General features: G+C 66.7%; 20 protein-coding genes. 3 read left to right on the top strand and 17 right to left on the bottom strand.

Annotated elements, in window-relative coordinates:
* Positions 1-194: 194 nt before the first annotated feature.
* Positions 195-1,307, top strand: a complete 1,113-nt coding sequence (locus AADJ04_RS13120; protein ID WP_341239869.1) for a YihY/virulence factor BrkB family protein — start codon at positions 195-197, stop codon at positions 1,305-1,307.
* 13 nt (positions 1,308-1,320) lie between these two features.
* On the opposite strand, the gene AADJ04_RS13115 is transcribed toward AADJ04_RS13120, so the two are convergent.
* The 10 genes from AADJ04_RS13115 to AADJ04_RS13070 form a co-directional block, all read right to left on the bottom strand.
* On the bottom strand, positions 1,321-2,439 hold the full coding sequence (locus AADJ04_RS13115; RefSeq protein WP_341239868.1) for a mechanosensitive ion channel family protein: 1,119 nt from the start codon (positions 2,437-2,439) through the stop codon (positions 1,321-1,323).
* A gap of 247 nt (positions 2,440-2,686) precedes the next feature.
* A complete protein-coding gene (locus tag AADJ04_RS13110; RefSeq protein WP_341239867.1) occupies positions 2,687-3,709 on the bottom strand; it encodes an aldo/keto reductase in 1,023 nt (340 codons plus the stop codon).
* A 78-nt stretch (positions 3,710-3,787) separates the two neighbouring features.
* A complete protein-coding gene (locus AADJ04_RS13105) occupies positions 3,788-4,735 on the bottom strand; it encodes a Gfo/Idh/MocA family oxidoreductase (RefSeq protein ID WP_341239866.1) in 948 nt (315 codons plus the stop codon).
* A 26-nt stretch (positions 4,736-4,761) separates the two neighbouring features.
* On the bottom strand, positions 4,762-5,625 hold the full coding sequence (locus AADJ04_RS13100; RefSeq protein WP_207374227.1) for a class III extradiol dioxygenase subunit beta: 864 nt from the start codon (positions 5,623-5,625) through the stop codon (positions 4,762-4,764).
* A 5-nt stretch (positions 5,626-5,630) separates the two neighbouring features.
* Entirely contained in the window at positions 5,631-6,074 is a 444-nt protein-coding gene (ligA, locus tag AADJ04_RS13095) for a protocatechuate 4,5-dioxygenase subunit alpha (RefSeq protein WP_198846900.1), read from the bottom strand.
* A 1-nt stretch (position 6,075) separates the two neighbouring features.
* Positions 6,076-7,029 carry an amidohydrolase family protein gene (locus tag AADJ04_RS13090; protein WP_341239865.1) on the bottom strand — a complete coding sequence of 318 codons (954 nt, stop codon included), beginning with the start codon at positions 7,027-7,029 and terminating at the stop codon, positions 6,076-6,078.
* Between the two features lie 34 nt (positions 7,030-7,063).
* Positions 7,064-8,023 carry a tripartite tricarboxylate transporter substrate binding protein gene (locus tag AADJ04_RS13085; protein ID WP_341239871.1) on the bottom strand — a complete coding sequence of 320 codons (960 nt, stop codon included), beginning with the start codon at positions 8,021-8,023 and terminating at the stop codon, positions 7,064-7,066.
* 143 nt (positions 8,024-8,166) lie between these two features.
* Entirely contained in the window at positions 8,167-8,850 is a 684-nt protein-coding gene (gene ligK / locus AADJ04_RS13080; RefSeq protein WP_341239864.1) for a 4-carboxy-4-hydroxy-2-oxoadipate aldolase/oxaloacetate decarboxylase, read from the bottom strand.
* A gap of 1 nt (position 8,851) precedes the next feature.
* Positions 8,852-9,886, bottom strand: a complete 1,035-nt coding sequence (locus AADJ04_RS13075; protein WP_341239863.1) for an amidohydrolase family protein — start codon at positions 9,884-9,886, stop codon at positions 8,852-8,854.
* Between the two features lie 48 nt (positions 9,887-9,934).
* Positions 9,935-10,624 (bottom strand): substrate-binding domain-containing protein, encoded by a 690-nt coding sequence (locus AADJ04_RS13070; RefSeq protein WP_341239862.1) that lies wholly within the window; start codon positions 10,622-10,624, stop codon positions 9,935-9,937.
* Between the two features lie 200 nt (positions 10,625-10,824).
* On the opposite strand from AADJ04_RS13070, the gene AADJ04_RS13065 reads away from it, so the two are divergent.
* Entirely contained in the window at positions 10,825-11,736 is a 912-nt protein-coding gene (locus AADJ04_RS13065; protein WP_341239861.1) for a LysR substrate-binding domain-containing protein, read from the top strand.
* A gap of 28 nt (positions 11,737-11,764) precedes the next feature.
* On the opposite strand, the gene AADJ04_RS13060 is transcribed toward AADJ04_RS13065, so the two are convergent.
* Genes AADJ04_RS13060 through AADJ04_RS13030 form a run of 7 tightly spaced genes read right to left on the bottom strand, consistent with a single transcriptional unit; the run spans position 11,765 to position 18,309 of the window.
* Positions 11,765-13,393, bottom strand: coding sequence for a cytochrome D1 domain-containing protein (locus AADJ04_RS13060; RefSeq protein ID WP_341239860.1), 1,629 nt, complete (start codon positions 13,391-13,393; stop codon positions 11,765-11,767).
* The gene (gene nirJ, locus AADJ04_RS13055) at positions 13,383-14,606 is read right to left on the bottom strand and encodes a heme d1 biosynthesis radical SAM protein NirJ (RefSeq protein WP_341239859.1); all 1,224 of its coding nucleotides are present in this window, start codon (positions 14,604-14,606) and stop codon (positions 13,383-13,385) included. Before nirJ ends, AADJ04_RS13060 begins: the two co-directional genes overlap by 11 nt.
* A 2-nt stretch (positions 14,607-14,608) precedes the next feature.
* A complete protein-coding gene (locus AADJ04_RS13050; protein WP_044402398.1) occupies positions 14,609-15,091 on the bottom strand; it encodes an AsnC family transcriptional regulator in 483 nt (160 codons plus the stop codon).
* Positions 15,072-15,578, bottom strand: a complete 507-nt coding sequence (locus tag AADJ04_RS13045; protein WP_288485048.1) for an Lrp/AsnC family transcriptional regulator — start codon at positions 15,576-15,578, stop codon at positions 15,072-15,074. The genes AADJ04_RS13050 and AADJ04_RS13045 overlap by 20 nt, the downstream gene beginning before the upstream one ends.
* Positions 15,565-16,683: an Lrp/AsnC family transcriptional regulator gene (locus AADJ04_RS13040; RefSeq protein WP_341239858.1), complete on the bottom strand. Its 1,119-nt coding sequence runs from the start codon at positions 16,681-16,683 to the stop codon at positions 15,565-15,567. The genes AADJ04_RS13045 and AADJ04_RS13040 overlap by 14 nt, the downstream gene beginning before the upstream one ends.
* Positions 16,661-17,872, bottom strand: a complete 1,212-nt coding sequence (locus AADJ04_RS13035) for a cytochrome D1 domain-containing protein (RefSeq protein WP_341239870.1) — start codon at positions 17,870-17,872, stop codon at positions 16,661-16,663. The genes AADJ04_RS13040 and AADJ04_RS13035 overlap by 23 nt, the downstream gene beginning before the upstream one ends.
* Before the next feature lie 20 nt (positions 17,873-17,892).
* Positions 17,893-18,309: a cytochrome c gene (locus tag AADJ04_RS13030; RefSeq protein ID WP_338071802.1), complete on the bottom strand. Its 417-nt coding sequence runs from the start codon at positions 18,307-18,309 to the stop codon at positions 17,893-17,895.
* A 165-nt stretch (positions 18,310-18,474) separates the two neighbouring features.
* On the opposite strand from AADJ04_RS13030, the gene cobA reads away from it, so the two are divergent.
* Positions 18,475-19,350: a uroporphyrinogen-III C-methyltransferase gene (gene cobA, locus AADJ04_RS13025; protein WP_341239857.1), complete on the top strand. Its 876-nt coding sequence runs from the start codon at positions 18,475-18,477 to the stop codon at positions 19,348-19,350.
* Positions 19,351-19,467 lie beyond the last annotated feature (117 nt).

Here is a 19,467-nt window from a genome sequence, read left to right as displayed (position 1 = left end):
TGTACAAACAACAAAGACCCCGAAGGGCCTTTGCTTAACTTACTGGCATTGCCCCGAGGGGCGCGTTTCTCTTTGGTAGGTCACCTTGGCAGGAATGCATCACGCAGCCCGCCTACGCAGCATCGGTGCGCGCGCCTACAGCCGCAAGGTGTGTTCAACGGCAGCATAGGGTCAGTTCTGTTCTCTTGCCGCCCATGAACCTACAACGCCTTTATCGCCTGGCCCGCAAAGCCGTCATGGCCTGGATGGATGACTTTGCCCCGAGCATGGGCGCGGCGATTGCGTACTACACCGTGTTTTCCATCGCCCCCCTGCTGGTGATCGTCATTGCCGTGGCAGGCGCGCTGTTTGGCCGCGAGGCGGTGCAGGGCGAAATCGTGGGGCAATTGCAAGGGCTCATCGGCCAGGACGCTGCCGTGGCCGTGCAAGCGCTGGTGCGGGCTGCCAGCGAGCCCACGCGCGGCCTGGTGGCGGGTCTGATCAGTGGCGTGGTGCTGCTGGTGGGTGCCACCACCGTGTTTGCCGAATTGCAAAGCGCGCTCGACCGCATCTGGCATGTGCCGCAGCGGGCCAAGCCTTCGGGCCTATGGGCCGTGCTGCGCGCGCGGGTGCTGTCGTTCGGGCTGATCCTGGGGCTGGCCTTTCTGCTCATCGTGTCCCTGGTCATCAGCGCAGGGGTGGCGGCCCTGGGCGGCTGGGCCAGCGGCCTGTGGCCGGCCTGGGAGGTGACGCTGCAAGCCCTGAACACCCTCATTGCGGTGGGCGCCACCACCGTGCTGTTCGCGATGATTTTCAAGTTCATGCCCTCGGTGCCCCTGCAGTGGCATGACGTGTGGGTGGGCGCTGCCGTGACGGCTGTGCTGTTCGAGCTGGGCAAATTCGCCATCGGCTACTACCTGGGCAAGAGCGGCGTGAACGAAACCTATGCAGCAGCCGGTTCGCTGGTGGTAGTACTGGCTTGGGTGTACTACGCCGCGCAGATCTTTTTGCTGGGGGCAGAGTTCACCAAGGTGTATGCCGACGAGCGCGGCAGCGCAGTGGGCAAGCGTGCGGTGGCCGCCACGCAGACCGGCGCTTTGGTGGCGGCAGCAGGCTCAGACATCACCGCCGACATGCTGCCCGCCACACCTGCGGGCGCTGCCTCGCCCGCAGCGCACAGCGACGTGCTGCAGGCGCAAGTGCAAATGTTGGAGCAGCGCACCGGCCAGCAGCGTGCGCAATTGTGGGCGCTGGCAGGGCTGGTGCTGGCACAGCAGGTGCGCTGGCATTGGCATCGCCGCAAAACGCGTCGCACGCCGCGCCCTTAGCAACATCAACCCATCAGGCCTGCAAAGGGGCCACGCGCAGGGGGTGGGGAGGCTCGGCAGGCATCTGGGCCACATGCACGGTACGGGCAGGCAAGGCAAACTTCACTCCCATGGCGGCCAGCTCGCGCATCAAGCCCAGGTTCAGGGTCTGCTGCAGGTCCATATACAGGTTGAAGCCCGGGTTCTTCACGATGTAGACCACCTCAAACTCCAGCGCGCTTTGCCCAAAGGCCTTGAAGTGCGCCCGGTCGAACTCCAGCTGCGGCTGGGCTTCTACCAGCCGCTGCACCACGCCTGGGATGGCCTCGACCTGTTCGATGGGGGTGTCGTAAGGCACGCCAAAACCGAACACGATGCGGCGGCGCTGCATGGGGCGATAGTTGCTGATGGTCTGCTTGAGCAGGTCGGTGTTGGACATCACCACCTCCTCGCCCTGCAGGCTGCGGATGCGGGTGGTCTTGAGGCCAATCATCTGCACCGTGCCCGCCACGTTGCCCACCACCACAAAGTCGCCCACCTGGAACGGCTTGTCCACAGCGATGGACAGCGATGCAAACAAATCGCCCAGGATGTTCTGCACCGCCAGGGCCACTGCAATGCCGCCCACCCCCAGGCTGGCGATGAAGGCCGTGATGTTCACCCCCAGGTTCGACAGGATGGCCAGCAGCACCACGCTCCACAGCAACGTACGCAGCCCCCACGACATGAGCGTGGCCGAAGCACTCACCTGCGTCATGCCCGAAGACGCGTGCTGCGCAAGGTAGTGCCGCACCCCGATGCCGATGGCGCGCATGCCCCACAAGCCCATCTGCAGCGCCACGGCCACAAACCACAGCTGGCTCAGCCGGTTTTCCCAGCGCCCGGGCAGATCGAGAAAACTGGCGCCCACCAGCAGCGCCGCCACCAGCATCAAGAAGCGGCTGGTGCCTTCCAGCACATCCACCATCGCACGGGCCACCCCGCTGTGCGACTGGCTGGCCCACGCACGGGCACGGCCGGTCAACAGGCTCAGCGCCAGCAAAATGCCCAGGTAGGTGGCCACCCCCGCCAGCACGGCGATCAGCAAGCTCCACAGCGGCACGCCCGCAAAAGTGGTCTCCTGAACCCAGGAAAGAAAGGCGGATGGTGGCATGCAGGGTTCTCCTTGTGTGTAGCGTTGGCAAAGACCACGCCCAGGAACCACGGGGAGCACCAGGGCAGGCAGCCTTTCAGCATGCCCGCGCATCGCGCACAACACCATCCGCAGTGCTTGCAAATGTTTGTAGGACATATCCCACAACCCAAGGCACAGGCGGCGCTGGCCTCGTTCTTTTCACCCATGCGATGGGCGGGGCGAAGCCCGGCCAACCGCGAAGGGGCAACACCCAATGGATGCTGTCTCAGACGCCTGTGCGCTCCGCGTAGGCCTCGGTATCCACTTCGCTGGCGTTCTGCGGGTTGTAGCGGTTGCCCGCCACGGTGCGCTCGTTGATCAGCGCCTCCAGCCGCTCGATGACAGCGCTGCCGAGCTGCACCTGCACAGCCCCCAGGTCGTCGTGCAGATGCTCCACACTGGTCGTGCCGGGGATGGGGATGATGTCCTGCCCCTTGTGCAGCAACCAGGCCAGCGCCAGTTGCGCGGAGGTGCAGCCCACCTCGGCCGCGATGGCACGGTAGCCAGCCAGCAATTGCAGGTTGGCGGCATACGCCTCGGGCGCAAAGCGTGGCATGCCACGGCGGATGTCCTTGGCGTCCAGCGTGCCCACATCGGTGAGGTCGCCACACAGAAAGCCCCGGCCCACCGGGCTGAAGGCCACAAACGCCACGCCCAGTTCACGGCAGGCGTCGAGCACCGCAATCTCGGGGTTGCGCGTCCACAGTGAATATTCGGTTTGCAGGGCTGTAATGGGGTGCACGGCATGGGCGCGGCGCAGCGTGGCGGCCGACACTTCCGACAGGCCAATGCTGCGGATCTTGCCCGCGCGCACCAGGTCGGCCAGCGCGCCCACACTGTCTTCAATCGGCACGCTCTTGTCCCAGCGGTGCAGGTAATACAGGTCGATCACATCGGTCTGCAGGCGGCGCAGGCTGTCTTCGCAGGTCTGGCGCAGCGTGGCGGGGCGCCCGTCAATCTCGCGCACCAGCTTGCCGTCGCCATTCACATCCACGCCCTGCATGCCGCACTTGCTGGCCAGGGTGAAGCGGTGGCGGTGCGGCTTCATCACCCGGCCCACCAGGGTTTCGTTGGCGCCAAAGCCGTATAGCGCCGCCGTGTCGAACAAGGTCACGCCCGCATCCAGCGCGGCCAGCAGCACACGCTCGCCCTGCTCAGCGCTGACCGGGGCGCCATAGGCGTGCGAGAGGTTCATGCAGCCCAGGCCAATGGCGCTGACCTGGAAAGGGCCCAAAGCACGTTGTTGCATCACATCTCCGATATCTAATGAAAAACGCCCGCAGCGTTTGATCTACGGGCGGTAGCAGCTACTGAATCAATAGCAGCATCAAACCAGTTGCTGCTCCAGATCATGCAACACCTGGTAGCAAGGCAGCACCTGCGCCACGCTGGCGTTGGGCTCGCGGCCTTCGCGGATGGCGGCGAAGAACTCGCGGTCTTGCAGCTCGATGCCGTTCATCGACACATCCACCTGGCTCACATCGATCTTCTCTTCCTTGCCGTTCACCAGGTCGTCGTAGCGGGCGATGTAGGTGGCGGTGTCGCCGATGTAGCGGAAGAAGGTGCCCAGCGGGCCATCGTTGTTGAAGCTCAGGCTCAGCGTGCAGATCGCACCGTTGGCCGCCTTGAGCTGGATGCTCATGTCCATGGCAATGCCGAGCTGATTGTGGATGGGGCCCTGGATGGCGTTGGCTTTGACGATGGGGCTGCCCGCCTGGTAGGCGAACAGGTCCACCGTGTGGGCGGCGTGGTGCCACAGCAGGTGGTCCGTCCAGCTGCGGGGCTGGCCCAGCGCGTTCATATTGGTGCGGCGGAAGAAGTAGGTCTGCACATCCATCTGCTGGATGTTGAACTCGCCCGCCTTGATCTTGTGGTGCACGAACTGGTGGCTGGGGTTGAAGCGGCGGGTGTGGCCGCACATGGCCACCAGGCCCGCCTGCTTTTGCAGGTTCACCACCGCCTGGCCTTCGCTCAGGATGTCGCACAGCGGGATTTCCACCTGCACATGCTTGCCCGCTTCCAGGCAGGCAATGGACTGGCTGGCGTGCATCTGCGTGGGCGTGCACAGAATCACGGCGTCCACTTCCTTGATGGCCAGGCTGTCTTCCAGCTTGGTGGTGACGTGGGGGATGCCGTACTTGTCGGCCACTTCCTGGGTCTTGGCCAGGTCGCGGCTGATGAGGGAGACGACTTCCACATCGGGGATGTTTTGGATGCCGTCCAGGTGCTTGATGCCGAAGGCGCCCGCGCCTGCGAGTGCGACTTTGATGGTCATGGGGTGGATGTCCTTTGGGATTCGGTTCAGTTCTCAAGAATCAGGTGGCCCACGGCGGTGTTGGACGCGGGTACATGGTAGAAGCGGTGCGCCACTTTGGGGGCCGGGCCCCCGGCCACATCGGCCATCGCACCACGGGCGATGAGCCACATCACCAGCTCAATGCCTTCACTGCCCGCTTCGCGCACGTAGTCGATGTGCGGCACTTCCGAGCAAGCTGCAGGGTCGTTGATGAGCTGGTCAAGCCAGGCGTTGTCCCATTCGCGGTTGATGAGGCCTGCGCGTGCGCCCTGCAACTGGTGGCTCATGCCCCCCGTGCCCCAGATGTGCACGTTCAGGTCTTCGTCAAAGCTCTCCACCGCGCGGCGGATGGCCTGCCCCAGCTGGAAGCAGCGGCGGCCACTGGGCACGGGGTACTGCACCACGTTCACCGCAAACGGAATCACCGGGCAGGGCCAGGCACCGGTCTGCGGATGCTGCTCGCCGCACATCAGCGACAGCGGAACCGTCAGTCCGTGGTCCACATCCATCTTGTTGACGATGGTGAGGTCAAAGTCTTGCTGAATCACGCTTTGCGCGATGTGCGAGGCGAGTTCGGGGTGACCGATCACCTTGGGCACCGGGCGCGGGCCCCAGCCCTCGTCGGCGGGTTGGTACTCGGCGGCGGTGCCGATGGCGAAGGTGGGAATCAAATCCAGACTGAAGGCCGTGGCGTGGTCGTTGTAGACGAGGAAGATGACATCGGGCTTGTGGTCCTTCATCCATTGCCTGGAGAAGTCGTAGCCTGCGAACAGCGGCTTCCAGTAGTCTTCCTGGGTCTTGCCCAGGTCCATGGCCGCGCCAATGGCGGGCACGTGCGATGTGTAAACGGATGCGGTAATGCGTGCCATGGTGTTCAGTCTTTCTGGGCCTGCCCGGCCTTGCCTTGCGGCTGGCGGTGCGCCTGGGCATCGCCGTCTTCGCCGATGTAGCGGTTGCCTTCGGCACTGCGGCCACCGCCGATCATCATGGCGCGGTATTCCTCTTCGGTCATGCCGGTCATGGAGCCCGCCATTTGCTGGAAGCTCTTGCCATCGGTCGCACCGATCTTGGCCAAAAAGTAGATGTTGCCGCCGGTGCGCATGCACCAGTTGAGGTCGCGGGCCAGCACGGCCTGCTTCTGCTCTTCGGTCATCGCCCATTCGTCCAGATAGGCGCGCTCGTTGGCCTTGAAGCGCTCGCGGTTCTCGGCCTTCATCAGGCTCATGCAGAACTGGTTGAGCCAGTAGCCTTTGCGGCTCTGCTCGGCATCAAAGATGATGGTGCCGGGCACGTCCTGGTAGGGTTTGTCGAGTGCCATCTCAGACCTCCTCGGGCCAGTAAAGCTTCATGGGGTTGGTCACGAGCAGCTTTTGCTGCAGCTCGGCCGTGGGCGCGATGTGCGGGATGAAGTCCACCAGCAGGCCGTCGTCGGGCATGTGGTCCTTGAGGTTGGGGTGCGGCCAGTCGGTGCCCCACAGCACGCGGTCAGGAAACTCCTGCACCACGCGGCGGGCGAAGGGAACGACGTCCTGGTACGCGGCCTGCTCGCCGTTCAGGGCCTTGGGGCCGGTCACGCTGAGGCGCTCAGGGCAGCTCACCTTGCTCCACACATTCTTGTGCTCGCGCATGAACTTGAGGAACAGCGCGAACTCTTCGCTGTCCACGCCCTTGCTCACATCCGGGCGACCCATGTGGTCCACCACCACGGTGGTGGGCAGGCGGGTGAAGAAGTCCCACAGCTCGGGCAGGTCCACCGCCTCAAAGTAGATCACCACATGCCAGCCCAGCTGGGCAATGCGGCCTGCAATCTCCATCAGCTCGTCCTTGGGCGTGAAGTCCACCAGGCGCTTGACGAAGTTGAAGCGCACACCGCGCACGCCTGCGGCGTGCAGCTGTTGCAGTTCCTCATCGGTGACGCTGCGCTTGACGGTGGCCACGCCACGCGCCTTGCCGCCACTGGCCAGGCAGGCATCCACCATGGCGCGGTTGTCTGCGCCGTGGCAGGTGGCCTGCACGATCACGTTGCGGGCAAAGCCCAGGTGGTCGCGCAGCGCAAACAGCTCGTGCTTGCTGGCATCGCAAGGCGTGTACTTGCGCTCGGGCGCGTACGGAAACTCCGCGCCGGGGCCGAACACATGGCAGTGGGCGTCCACCGCGCCTGCGGGCAGCTGAAAGCGGGGCTTGGCAGGGCCGGTGTACCAATCCAGCCACCCGGGGGTTTTGGTGAAGCCTTCGGCTTGGGGGAAGACCTCCGCTCTGGTGAATTCGCTCATTCGCGTGCTCCTTGGATTCTTGCCGGCTCGCAGGTCAGTCGAGCGAGACGTTGGCTTGGCGGATCACATCGCCAAAGCGCTTGGCTTCGTCTTTGACGAACTGGTCAAACTGCGCACGCGTGGTGGGGAAGGGTTCGTAGCCAAAGGTCTTGAACTTCTCCGTCACATCGGGGCCGGTCAGCGCCTGCTCGATGTCGCGCTTGATCTTGTCGGTGACGGCCGCGGGCAGGCCGGGCGGCACGGCAATGGCGTTCCAGCCGGTCACGGCAAAGTCCTTGGGGCCACCGGATTCGGCCACGGTGGGCACGTCGGGGAACTCGGGCGAGCGCTGGGGCGCAGCCAGCGCCAGCAGGCGCAGCTTGCCAGCACGGTACAGCGGGCCCGCAGTGGCGGCGCTGCCCATCGCAAAGTTGATGTCGCCCGTGGAAACCGAGGTGTAGAGCTGCGTGGTCTCCTTGAAGATCACATGCTCCATCTGCGTGCCGGTCATGCTCTCGAACAGCTCGGAGCCCAGGTGCACCGGGTTGCCCACCGACCACGAGCCGTAGTTGAGTTTGCCGGGGCGCGCCTTGGCGTCGGCCACCACATCGGCCACGGTCTTGTAGGGGCTGTTGGTGCCCACGGTGAAGAAGAAGTAGGTGCGGAACAGCGGCAGCAGAGGGTCGAAATCCTTGGCTGTGTCGTAGGGCAGCTTCTTGAACAGGCTGGGGTAGGCGGCCAGGTGCACGTTGTCGAGCACGATGAGGTCATGCCCATCCTTGGCGCCGCGCTTGAAGGCATCGATTGCAATGAAGCCGTTGCCACCGGGGCGGTTTTCCACCACCACCGACTGGCCCCAGATTTTGGAGAGCTTGTCGGCCACCAGGCGCGCCACGCCATCGGGGCCGCCCCCCACCGGGAAGGGGGTGATGATGCGCACAGGCTTGGTGGGGAACTGCTGCGCGGCCGCCCACTGGGGCGCCAGCCCCAGGGTGGCGGCCAGGCCCACAGCCAGGGCGGCGGTGCGGCGGTTCAGGTTTGCGGAAGTTGCCACGGGATGTCTCCTTGATGTAATTACTATTAATTTGATAGCTGCTTGCGCTTTATTCATAAGCGCTACAGGCCTTTTTTACTTGAAGTTTCTTGCAGACAGACAGGTCAGTCGATGTAGCGCAGGCCCTTCTTTTCCAGTGGCTCGCGCATCTTGTACATGTCCAGCCCCAGCACGCCGCTGGCCAGCTTGGCGCGCTTTTCGCCCTCCAAGCTCTCGCGCTTTTGCGCGGCTTCCAGTGTCTGTGCCGCCCGCGCAGCGGGCACGCAGACCACGCCGTCATCGTCTGCCACGATCACATCGCCCGGCGTGACCAGCATGCCGGCGCACACCACGGGAATGTTCACCGAGCCCAGGGTTTCCTTGATGCAGCCCTTGCTGGAGATGCACTTGCTCCACACGGGGAAGTTCATCTCCTGCAGCGTTTTCACATCGCGCACACCCGCGTCGATGATGAGTGCCCGCGCGCCGCGCGCCTGGAAAGACGTGGCCAGCAGGTCGCCAAAGTAGCCGTCGCTGCACTCGGAGGTGACGGCTGCCACCACGATGTCGCCGGGCTGGATCTGCTCGGCCACCACATGCATCATCCAGTTGTCGCCCGGATGCAGCAGCACCGTGACGGCGGTGCCGCTGACCTGCACGCCGCTCTGGATGGGGCGCATGTACGGCTTGAGCAGGCCCACGCGGCCCATGGCCTCGTGCACGGTGGCCGAACCCAGGGCGGCCAGGCCATCGGCGGCTGCGCGGTCGGCGCGGGTGATGTTGCGGTAGACAACGCCTAGTTCGTACATGTCAGAGCCCCTTTGTCTTCAGGCGGGTGTCGAGTCGCGAGAACACGCGGCGCGTATTGGCTTCATAGATCTGGTGCTTGTCTTCGGCGCTCAGAAGGGTGCTGGCCTCGATGTAGCGCTTGGTGTCGTCGTAGTAGTGGCCGGTGGTGGGGTCGATGCCGCGTACTGCGCCGATCATTTCGCTGGCAAACAGCACGTTCTTCACCGGGATCACCGTGTTGAGCAGGTCGATGCCCGGCTGGTGGTACACGCAGGTGTCAAAGAACACGTTGTTCAGCAAGTGCTCTTGCAGCAGGGGCTTCTTCATCTCTTGCGCCAGGCCCCGGAAGCGGCCCCAGTGGTAGGGCACCGCGCCGCCGCCGTGCGGAATCAGGAACTTGAGCGTGGGGAAGTCCTTGAACAGATCGCCCTGGATGAGCTGCATGAAGGCCGTGGTGTCGGCATTGAGGTAGTGCGCGCCCGTGGTGTGGAAGCACGCGTTGCAGCTGGTGCTCACATGGATCATGGCGGGCAGGTCGTACTCCACCATCTTTTCGTAGATGGGGTACCAGTGCTTGTCGGTCAGCGGCGGGCTGGTCCAGTGGCCGCCGGAGGGGTCGGGGTTCAGGTTGATGCCGACGGCACCATATTCCTTCACGCACTTTTCCAGCTCAGGGATGCAGGTGGCCGGATCGACACCGGGCGACTGCGGCAGCATGGCCACGGGCACGAAATGGTCGGGGAACAGCGTGGAGACGCGGTAGCACAGCTCGTTGCAGATGGCCGCCCAGGTGCTGGACACATTGAAGTCGCCGATGTGGTGGGCCATGAAGCTGGCGCGCGGGCTGAACAGCGTGATGTCACTGCCGCGCTCTTTCATCAGCTTGAGCTGGTTGGTCTCGATGGACTCGCGCAGCTCGTCGTCGCTGATCTTCAGGTCCGCCACTTTGGGCATGGCCGCCGGGTCTTTGATACCGGCAATCTGCGCGTTGCGCCAGTTCTCCAGCGCCTTGGGGGCCGTGGTGTAGTGGCCGTGGCAGTCGATGATGAGGCTCATGAAGGGCTCCTTGGATGCTTGGAATCGGTGTATCAGGTCGGCGCGCGGCTAAGCGGGCTCCATGCCCTGGCGGCGTTTGGCTGGCGCTGCCTGTGGAGACGCCATGAAGGCCAGCAGCGCCTGCGCGGCCGCCGGCTGGGCAGCGGCTGTGGCCATCGCGCCCGAGAAGGTGGTGGTGATCTGGATGGGCTCTGGCAGCGGCCCGGCCAGCGTGATGCCTGGCACGTGCAGCAATTCACTCAGCTGCTGAAAGCCCAGCTCCACCTCGCCGCGCGCCACCAGCGTGCCCACGGGTACGCCCGGTGGGGCCTGAACAATGCGGGGCGCAATTTCTTGCGCAATGCCCCAGCGCTCGAACAGCCGGGCCAGCGCCACACCGCTGGGGCCGGTGGAATAGCTGAGGCTGCGGGCCGCCAGCACCGCGCGACGTACGGCGTCTTCCGAGCCCAGGTCGGGCACGGGGGCGCCTTCGCGCACTGCCACGGCCACGCCGGAATGCACCAGATCAACCTTGCTGCCCGCCCGCACATGGCCCGAGGCCGCGAGCTTGTCGATGGCGTCAGAGGCGAGGATGACCACGTCAAACGCCTCACCCGCCTGCACGCGCCGGGCGGCATCCACCCCGCCTACGGATTCGATGTGCACCGGGTCGGCCGATTGCTGCGCATAGGCGGCCACCAGCTCTGCTAACACCTGGCGGGTGGCCATGGACGAAATGCCTCGGAGGGGGGTAGCCATGCGTCTCCTGTGGATGCGGTGCGGCCGGGGTAGGCGCTGCGGCGCCTGCCTGACCCGTGAAAAGGCTTGATTGTGGTCATGGCGCGGCCCGTGCGACAGCGTGCCAAGCCACTACCAGATATACCATTCTGTGATGGCCAAATGGCAGGTATTCCAATAACCATAGCTGCCGACCCGCCGCAGCCTACCGGGAGAGCCCCATGGACTTGAAACAGATCGAATACTTCGTGCGCGTGGCAGAGCTGGGCAGCTTCACCCGGGCTGCCGCCGTGCTGAACATTGCCCAGCCCGCCCTGAGCCGCCAGGTGCGCCTGCTGGAGGTAGAACTGCGCCAGAACCTGCTGGTGCGCAACGGGCGCGGCGCAGTGCCCACCGAGGCCGGCAAGCTGCTGCTGGAGCATGGGCGCGGCATCCTGCACCAGGTGGAGCGGGCGCGCGAAGAACTGGGCCGGGTGCGCGATGCGCTGGCCGGGCGCGTGGCCATTGGCCTGCCCACCAGCGTGGCGCGCGTGATGACGGTGCCGCTGACGCGCGCCTTCCGCCACGAGCTGCCCGAGGTGCGCCTGTCCATCAGCGAAGGCTTGTCGGGCGCCATTCTGGGCGGGCTGAACAGCGGCCACCTGGATCTGGTGGTGCTCTACAACGCCCAGCCCTCGCGCGAGACCGATGTGGCGCACCTGCTGGACGAAGAGCTGGTGCTGGTGCGGGCCCGCCCGCCGGGCCTGCAGGAAGACCCGCCCCCCGGCCCCATCGCGCTGAGCGAGGTGGCCCAACTGCCCCTGGTCATCCCCACCCGGCCGAATGCGATCCGCATGCATGTCGAATCAGAAATGGCCCAGATTGGCTGCACCCCGCAGGTGGCGCTGGAGATTGATGGCGTGTCGGCCATCCTCGATCTGGTGGCCGATGGCGCAGGCTGCGCCGTGCTGTCGCGCAATGCCCTGCTGAACTCGCCGCGCCCCTCGGCCTACACCGCGCAGGCCATTGGCACGCCGCCGCTGCGCATTGCGTTGTCGCTGGCCACCAGCTTGCAGCGGCCATCCACCCAGGTGCAAAAGGCCGCGCTCGATCTGGTGCGCAGAACGGCGGCGGCGGTGTTCCAGCCGCGCTGAGTGCGCCCGGCAGCGCTCGCCAATGAGGCTAGTGCGAGGTGCCCTCGCTGCGCGTGATCTTGTTCCACACGTTGTACTTGCCCACGGGCTTGCTCATGGGCAGGCGCTTGACTTCCTTGAAGGTCTGCGCGTCGAACACCACCACGGCGCCGTCCATCTCCCACACGCTGGCCAGGGCGTAGCGCCCGTCCTTGGTGAACTCGATGTGCGCCAGTGTCTTGCCCGGCTCGCGCACCTTGGCCACCACCTCCAGCGTGCGCTTGTCGATGATGGTGAGGGTGTCTTTGCCCGTGGGGCTCATCATCGAATCGGTCCAGGCAAACGGCGTGTTCTCGTGGCTGCGCATGAAGAAGCCGGGGCCGGGCGTGGCGATGGTGCGCACGGGCTTCCAGCTCTTCATGTCCACCACGTCAATGGCGCCGCCCTGCAGGTTGGGGCTGGCCAGCACGGTGGTGCCGTTCCAGGCAAAGGTGATGCCCGAGCCCAGGTGCGGCATGCCGGCAATGGGCAGGTCGGCTACCTTGCGGCGGATGTTCAGGTTCACCACCTGGGCGGTAGCGCCTTCGGCTTGTGCAGACTGGCGGGGCCGCGTGGCGCCCAGCACGTAGGTGTAGGTCTGGTCGAAGAAGAAGTCGTCCAGCGGCTCCTCCAGCGGGGTGCGGCGCACGCCCTGGAAGCCCGGCTTGGCAATCGACTCGCCCATGCGGTAGTCGTGCACATAGCCGTCATGGATGGGCTCGGCCGCCGGGTCGTACGAAATCTCCCACAGCTCGGGCACGTCCTTGAGGGCCACCACAAAGCTGCGGCGCGGCGTGGCGTCGTACACCGCCGACACGCGCGATGCCTGCTTGCCATCGAGCGTGGTGGCGGGGTAATTGCGCACCAGGTTCAGGTCGGCATCGAACAGCACGGCGTTGCGCGGCAGGTAGTTGGCCGCCATCACCCAGCGGCCGTCGCCGCTCACGGCCACGTTGCGCATGTTCAGGCCCGCACGCACCTCGGCCACCACGCGCAAGCGCCACAGGTCGTACTTGGTGATCCAGCCATCGCGCGAGCCAAAGAACACATAGCGCCCGTCGGGCGTGAACTTGGGGCCACCGTGCAGTGCGTAGCGGCTGGCAAAACGGGTGATGACTTCAAACTTGTCGCCATCGAGCAGCGAAACATGGTGGTCGCCCCCCTCCACCACCAGGAACAGGTTCATGGGGTCGGCAGACCACACGGGCTTGGCGGGCTCATCGGCCGGTGCGGGGGTGACCACACGCGATGCGCGAATGTCGTCATCGCCCCAGGTGGGCGCGGGTTGCACCGGGCTGAGCACCCACTGCGCCAGGGCCTGGATTTCGGGGGCGCTCAGCGTGCCAGCAAAGCCGGGCATTTGCGTGGCGGTGCGGCCCTGGCCAATCACGCGCAGCACCTCGGCGGGGCGCACGCGCTCCAGGCTTTCGGGCAGCAGGGCCGGGCCCATGGCGCCGGTGCGCTGGGGCGCGTGGCACGCGGCGCAGTGCTGCTGGTACAGGGCAGGAGCATCAGGCACCGCAGCGGTGGAGGCGGCGGGCGCAGAAGTCTGCGCCAGCGCGGCCCCTGAAGCGGCCAGCAGGCCCGCAGCGCACAGGGCCAGCACGCGCACGGTGCGGGTCAGGCGGTTACTGCGCATGGCTCACCTCCATGAAGTGCACGGGGTGCGGGGCCGCAGGTTCGGCCACGGCCAGGTGCTCGGTGCCGGTTTCTTCGTCCGTCAGGTAGCAGCCGGGGTCAGAAGCCCAGGGGTTGCCGGTGAGCTGCTGGGCGCGCACGCGGGTGTTGCCCCCGCACAGGCTGAAGTAGCGGCATTGCGCGCAGCGGCCTTCCACCGGCCGGGGGTGGGCCTTGAGGCCTGCCATGAGCGGGTCGCTGGTGTCAGCCCAGATGGCCGAGAACGGCCGCTCGCGTACGCTGCCCAGGTCGTGGTGCCACCACATGGTGTCGGGGTGCACATGGCCCAGGTTGTCGATGTTGGCCACGTTGACGCCGCTGGAGTTGCCGCCCCAGGCCTGCAGGCGCGCGCGCAGATCGGCGTGCCAGCGGGGCAGGCGCCGCTGCACCCACTGCAGCAGGTAGGCGCCATCAGCGTCGTTGTTGCCAGTCACATAGTCTTCGTCCAGCCCGTCCAGGGCGGCTTGCCAGGCGCGTTCAAACAGCAGGTCCAGCGCCTCTCGGGTGGCGGTGAAGTGCGCGTCTTTGCCCCGGTGGATATTGCCGCGCCCGGCGTAGTTGAGGTGCGAGAAGTAGAACTTCTGCGCGCCCTCTTCGCGCATCAGCGCCAGCAGCGCGGGCAGGTCGTGCGCGTTCATGGACGTCATGGTGAAGCGCAGGCCCACCTTCACGCCCCGCGCGCCCAGGAAGCGCACGGCGGCCAGGCTGCGGTCAAACGCGCCGTCCAGCCGGCGGAATTTGTCGTGCGTGGGCTTGAGGCCGTCCAGGCTGATGCCCACGTAGTCAAAACCGGCAGCGGTCACGCGGTCGGCCATGGGCTCGTCAATCAGCGTGCCGTTGGTAGACAGGCCGATGTAAAAGCCCATGCCCCGCGCGCGCGCGGCAATGTCAAACAGGTCGGGGCGCATCAGGGGCTCGCCGCCCGAGAGGATGAGCACTGGCACGCCGAAAGCGCGCAGGTCGTCCATCACCGTGTAAACCTCTTGCGTACCCAGCTCGCCCGCGTAGTCGTGGTCGGCCGACAGGGCGTAGCAATGCTTGCAGGTGAGGTTGCAGCGGCGGATCAGGTTCCAGATCACGACCGGGCCGGTGGCCTTGCGGTCGCGCACCACGGGGTATTGGCCCGTGGCTTCGGCTTTTGCCAGCTCGCGCATGTATTGGCTGATGCGAAACATGGTCAGTCTTCCTTCAGGCGCAGGCCTGTTTTTTTGAGCACCGCACTGGAATACAGAATGTCGTGCTGGCGGCAGTGCGGCCCCAGCAGTTGGGCAAGTTGGGCGGCCTGTTCGGCCACCTCGTCGCGGCTGCGCCCGTGCAGCATGGCGAACAGGTTGTAGGGCCACACCGGCAGGCTGCGCGGGCGCAGGTAGCAGTGGCTCACGCCGGGCAGCTGGGCCACCTGGCGGGCCAGGGCATCCACCTCGGCATCGGCCACGTCCCACACGCTCATGCCGTTGGCGGTAAAGCCCAGTTTGTAGTGGTGGGGCACGGCGCCAATGCGGCGCACCAGGCCGGTGTGCAGCAGCTCGGCCAGCCGCTGGCGCACGCGCTCGCCGCTCACGCCCAGGGTGGCGCCCACGGCGTCATACGGGCGGGGCACCAGGGGCAGGCCAGCCTGGGTGGCGGCGATCAGCGCGCGGTCAAACGCATCCAGCGCCATGGGGCACCTCCAGCGGTGGGGGCAGCGTTTCGCCGGGTGGCAGCAGCGGCAGGCGCAACTCCACGCGGTATTCGCGCTCTTTCGGAAAGGCGTGCACCTTCAGGCCCGTGGCGCCCTCAATGCGCTGCAGCACCTGGGTGGCCTGCGCGGGCGACTCAGCGGCCACCACAAACCACATGTTCAGCGCGTGTTCGCGCCGGTAGTTGTGGGCCACCTCCGGCAGGGCGTTGACCTGTGCAGTCACGGCGTCAAATTGCGCTTCGGGGGCTGACAGCGCGGCCAGCACAAACTGCCCGCCTGCGCGTTCAATCTGGAACAGCGGGCCAAAGCGGGTGAGGTAGCCATCGTCCAGCAAACGCTGCAGCCGCTGCAGCACGTCCTGCTCGGTGGTGCCCAGCGCCTGGGCCACGGCGGCGTAGGGCTCGTCCACCAGCGGAAAGCCGCCGTGCAGGTAGGCCATGAGCCGCAGGTCTTCAAGGCAGGGCATGGGCCACTCCTTGCGCGGTGGGGGCCGCGGCGGCAAACCGGCGCCCGCCCGTCTGCTTGAAACGGCGGCGCGAAAACAGCACGGCGTGGGGCTGGTGGGCCAGGCCGCTGCGCTCCAGGGCGCTGGCCACCACCTGCTCCACCGCCTGCCGGTGGGCGCCGTGCACCATGCAATACAGGTTGTAGCGCCAGCCGGGCGCGCGGGCGCGGCGGTAGGCCAGCGTCACGCCAGGCTGGGCCGCCAGGGCGCGGCCGGCGGCGTCTACCTCGTCATCGGGCACGTCCAGCACCGTCATGGCATTGGCGGCAAAGCCCAGCTCGTGGTGGCGCACCACCACGCCAAAGCGACTGAGCACCCCGGTGTGCAGCCATTGCTGCAAGGTGGCCTGCACCTGCGCGGCGGTGGTGCCCAGGGCCTGCGCCCACTGGGCATAGGGCTGGGCCACCAGGGGCAGGCCTGCCTCGGCCAAGGCCGCCAGGGGCCAGTCGGCATCGGCCAGCTGGGCGCGGGGCGCCACCTGCGGGGGCTGCAGGGCGCAGCGGCCCACCTGGGCAGCATGCTGCGGGCCGGTGGTCAGCTCGGACGAGAGGTCAAACGCCAGGTCGATCCGGTAGGGCTGCAGCATGGGCAGGCGCAGGGCCGTGAGGCCGGTGTCCGCCTCCAGGCTGGCGATGGTGCATTCCACCTGCGCGGCGCTGGGGCCGGTGACCACGAACCATAGGTTGTAGGCGTTTTCGCGTTCATAGTTGTGGTTGACGCCCGGGTGGGCCGACACCACGGCGGCCACGGCTTCCAGCCGCTCGGGCGGCACCGCCATGGCCGAGAGGATGGAGGCCCCGCCGCTGCCCGGCGCAAACACCGCCCCAATGCGGCTGAGCGCGCCTTCGCGCGCCAGCTGGCGGTAGGCCTGCAGCACCTGCTCGGTGGGTAAATCCAGCGCCGCGCCCACCACGGCAAAGGGCTCGTCGCACAGCGGAAAGCCGCGCTGCCACGCGTTGAGCAGCGACAGGCGCTGCGCGGGGCTGGGTTGGAAACCGGTGCTGCCCAGGGCAGGCGCAGCGGGGTCGGGCACGGCCTGCATGTCAGAACCCCATGCGCTGGGCACGCGAGGTAAAGAAGATGCCGCTGGGGGCGTCCACCGCCAGCGTGGCCAGGGTCTGGCGCGTGGCAGTGTCGATGACGCGCACCAGGTGGTCATCGCGGCAGCTGATCCACACCGCGTCGCCGCGGGGCGTGAATTCCATGTGCAGCACGGCCTTGCCGGGGCGCAGCGTGTCCACCACGCGCTGGCTGGGGGTGTCGATCACCTGCACCCGGTCGTAGTCGGGCACGGCAAAGTTCACCCACACCTGGCGGCCATCGGGCCGGGCCATCACGAACACGGGCTGGCCCGCCACGGGGATACGCCCCACCTCTTGCCAGGTGGTGGTGTCCACCACCAGCACCTCGTGGCGGCCAATGGCGGGCAGGTAGGCGTGGCGCCCGGCCACGGCCCAGCCGCGCAGGTGCGGCATCTTGTAAACCGGCAGCGGCTGCTGGCCCCGGCCGTAACCGGCCAGAATGCGCCTCACCTTGGGCTGGGGTTCCCACAGGTCCACCATGGCCAGGCCGTCTTCACCGAACAGGCCGGCGATGTAGTGGCGCCCGTCGGGCGTGACCAGCGCGTCGTACGGCTGGCGGCCAATGCCTTCCAGCGTGTGCACGCGGGGGCGGGTGGGGTCAGAGCAATCGGCGATGCAGATCGCATCGGCATCGAACAGGCTGTAGGCGAAGCGGCGCTGGGGCAGGTCTACCAAGCCGACGACGCGCGAGCGTTGCCCGTTGCCATAAGTGGCGGGCAGGTCGGCCAGCAGCTCCAGGGTTTTTGCGTCAAACACCTTTACGCCGCCAGGCACGTAGTTCTGGGCGGCCACCAGCGTGCCGTCGGCACTCACGGCCCCGCCAATCGAGTTGCCGGCCTGCATCACGCGGTGCACGATGCGTTCGCGCAGCAAGTCCACCTGCGTGAGGCCGCCATCGCGGCCAAACACGTAGGCGTAGCGGCCATCGCGCGAGAACACTACCGAGGCGTGCGACAGATCGCCCAGCCCGGTGATTTCGCCCAGCATTGAGCGGTCGCTGGTGTTCACCACCGTGACGGCGCCCCGCGCGCGCTGGATGACCACGCCCAGATCGCCCGTGCCGCGCAGGTTGTCTGGAGTTGCCTCAGCAGCGCGGCCATCGGCCAGGGCGGCGCAGCCACTGGCCCACAGGGGGGCCGAGGCCATCAGGGTCAGCAGCCCACGGCGTTGCAGGGGCTGGAAGGCGGGTGGGTTCATCGCGCAGGTCTCCGGGATTCTTCAGGAAAGCCCTCGGCCAGCTGCTGGGCCACCCAGTGGGCTTCTTCGAGGGTGAGCATGGCGCTCCAGCCCGGCATGGGGGTGCCGGGGCGGCCGCCGTAGATGGTCGAGGCCATGGACAGCAGGGGTTTGCCCTCCAGCGCCTGGGGGGTGATGGCGGGGCCCAGCCCACCGGTCAAGCGCATACCGTGGCACGAGCCGCAGTCTTGTCGAACCATGCGCACCAGGGCGCTTTGGCGCTCTGCACTGGGGGCGGGGACAGGGACGGGCGCTGGCGCAGGCTGCGCCAGGGCAGCGCCTGCGGCCGCCCAGCCCACCCACCCCAGCAGGCAGCAGCGCAGCAGCGCGGCGCGCCACGGGCCGGGCCGGAAAAAGCGGGGGATGTGTGTCATGTCGTCACCGTGGGAGCGTGGGGCGCGCAACACAGGTTGCGGCAACCGCCTTCAATAGACGCATCCTCTCGCGTGTTGGAAGCGCCGACCTTGAACTAAGTCAAGGTCGGGCCGGGCATTGCGTTTAAACATCGGGCCTGTTCCCACCACACAACGAGATCCACGATGAGCTTCCAGAACACCGCCCCGGGCGCTGCAGCGGCAGACCAGCCCGCAGGAGAAGGCCCCACTGCGCCCGTGGTTTCCCCCGTGGGTCATGTCACGCTGGTGGGCGCGGGCCCTGGCGACCCGGAGCTGCTCACCCGCAAAGCCTACCGGGCGCTGCAGACCGCCACGCTGGTGCTGTACGACCACCTGGTCGGCCCTGCCGTGCTGGACTGCATTGCGCCTGGCGCCGAGCGCATCTACGTGGGCAAGGAATCATCCCGTCACACCCTGCCGCAGGAGCAGATCATCGAGCTGATGGTGCGCCTGGCGCGCAGCGGCCGCAATGTGGTGCGCCTGAAGGGTGGCGACGGTTACATCTTTGGCCGAGGGGGCGAGGAAGTGCAGGCCCTGGCCGAGGCCGGCATTGGCTTTGACGTGGTGCCCGGCATCACCGCCGCGCAAGGTGCGGGCGCGTCGGTGGGCATTCCGCTCACGCACCGCGACCACGCCTGCACCCTGGTGTTTGCCACCGGCCACCTGCGCGAAGACCGCACCGTGGGGCTGGACTGGGAACTGCTGGCCCGCCCCCGCCAAACCGTGGTCATCTACATGGGCGTGGGCGCCCTGCCCGCCATCTGCAGCCAGCTCATCGCCCACGGCCTGCCCGCCGACACCCCCGCCGCCGTGGTGGAAAACGCCACCCTGCCCACCGAACGCTGCCTCACGGCCACCCTGGCCACCCTGCCCGACCTGGCCGTGGCCGAGAAGGTGCAGCCGCCTGCCCTCATCATGGTGGGCCAGGTGGTGCAACTGCACCCGCTGCTGGCGCGACCAGGCACCGTGCTGCAAACAGCGCCAACGGCCCAGGAAACCAAAGAGTTCGCCACCGCCTAACCGAAATGCTATCATTTCGATAGCTGCCAGCGCTTACCCAATAAGCGCCAGGTGCCAATTTCAGGCTCTTCTAGCGAATGCTAGTGTGGTGTCTCAAAAATAGATAGAACTATTTTG

This window comes from uncultured Acidovorax sp., assembly GCF_964021665.1.
Taxonomy (GTDB): domain Bacteria; phylum Pseudomonadota; class Gammaproteobacteria; order Burkholderiales; family Burkholderiaceae_C; genus Acidovorax; species Acidovorax temperans.
Note: the sequence above shows the minus strand (reverse complement) of the source record. Positions and strands in the feature narration are given on the sequence as shown.

Coding starts and splice junctions, on each gene's coding strand:
- AADJ04_RS13120 (WP_341239869.1), top strand. CDS start 195: ATGAACCTACAACGCCTTTATCGCCTGGCCCGCAAAGCCGTCATGGCC.
- AADJ04_RS13115 (WP_341239868.1), bottom strand. CDS start 2,439: ATGCCACCATCCGCCTTTCTTTCCTGGGTTCAGGAGACCACTTTTGCG.
- AADJ04_RS13110 (WP_341239867.1), bottom strand. CDS start 3,709: ATGCAACAACGTGCTTTGGGCCCTTTCCAGGTCAGCGCCATTGGCCTG.
- AADJ04_RS13105 (WP_341239866.1), bottom strand. CDS start 4,735: ATGACCATCAAAGTCGCACTCGCAGGCGCGGGCGCCTTCGGCATCAAG.
- AADJ04_RS13100 (WP_207374227.1), bottom strand. CDS start 5,625: ATGGCACGCATTACCGCATCCGTTTACACATCGCACGTGCCCGCCATT.
- ligA (WP_198846900.1), bottom strand. CDS start 6,074: ATGGCACTCGACAAACCCTACCAGGACGTGCCCGGCACCATCATCTTT.
- AADJ04_RS13090 (WP_341239865.1), bottom strand. CDS start 7,029: ATGAGCGAATTCACCAGAGCGGAGGTCTTCCCCCAAGCCGAAGGCTTC.
- ligK (WP_341239864.1), bottom strand. CDS start 8,850: ATGTACGAACTAGGCGTTGTCTACCGCAACATCACCCGCGCCGACCGC.
- AADJ04_RS13075 (WP_341239863.1), bottom strand. CDS start 9,886: ATGAGCCTCATCATCGACTGCCACGGCCACTACACCACGGCCCCCAAG.
- AADJ04_RS13070 (WP_341239862.1), bottom strand. CDS start 10,624: ATGGCTACCCCCCTCCGAGGCATTTCGTCCATGGCCACCCGCCAGGTG.
- AADJ04_RS13065 (WP_341239861.1), top strand. CDS start 10,825: ATGGACTTGAAACAGATCGAATACTTCGTGCGCGTGGCAGAGCTGGGC.
- AADJ04_RS13060 (WP_341239860.1), bottom strand. CDS start 13,393: ATGCGCAGTAACCGCCTGACCCGCACCGTGCGCGTGCTGGCCCTGTGC.
- nirJ (WP_341239859.1), bottom strand. CDS start 14,606: ATGTTTCGCATCAGCCAATACATGCGCGAGCTGGCAAAAGCCGAAGCC.
- AADJ04_RS13050 (WP_044402398.1), bottom strand. CDS start 15,091: ATGGCGCTGGATGCGTTTGACCGCGCGCTGATCGCCGCCACCCAGGCT.
- AADJ04_RS13045 (WP_288485048.1), bottom strand. CDS start 15,578: ATGCCCTGCCTTGAAGACCTGCGGCTCATGGCCTACCTGCACGGCGGC.
- AADJ04_RS13030 (WP_338071802.1), bottom strand. CDS start 18,309: ATGACACACATCCCCCGCTTTTTCCGGCCCGGCCCGTGGCGCGCCGCG.
- cobA (WP_341239857.1), top strand. CDS start 18,475: ATGAGCTTCCAGAACACCGCCCCGGGCGCTGCAGCGGCAGACCAGCCC.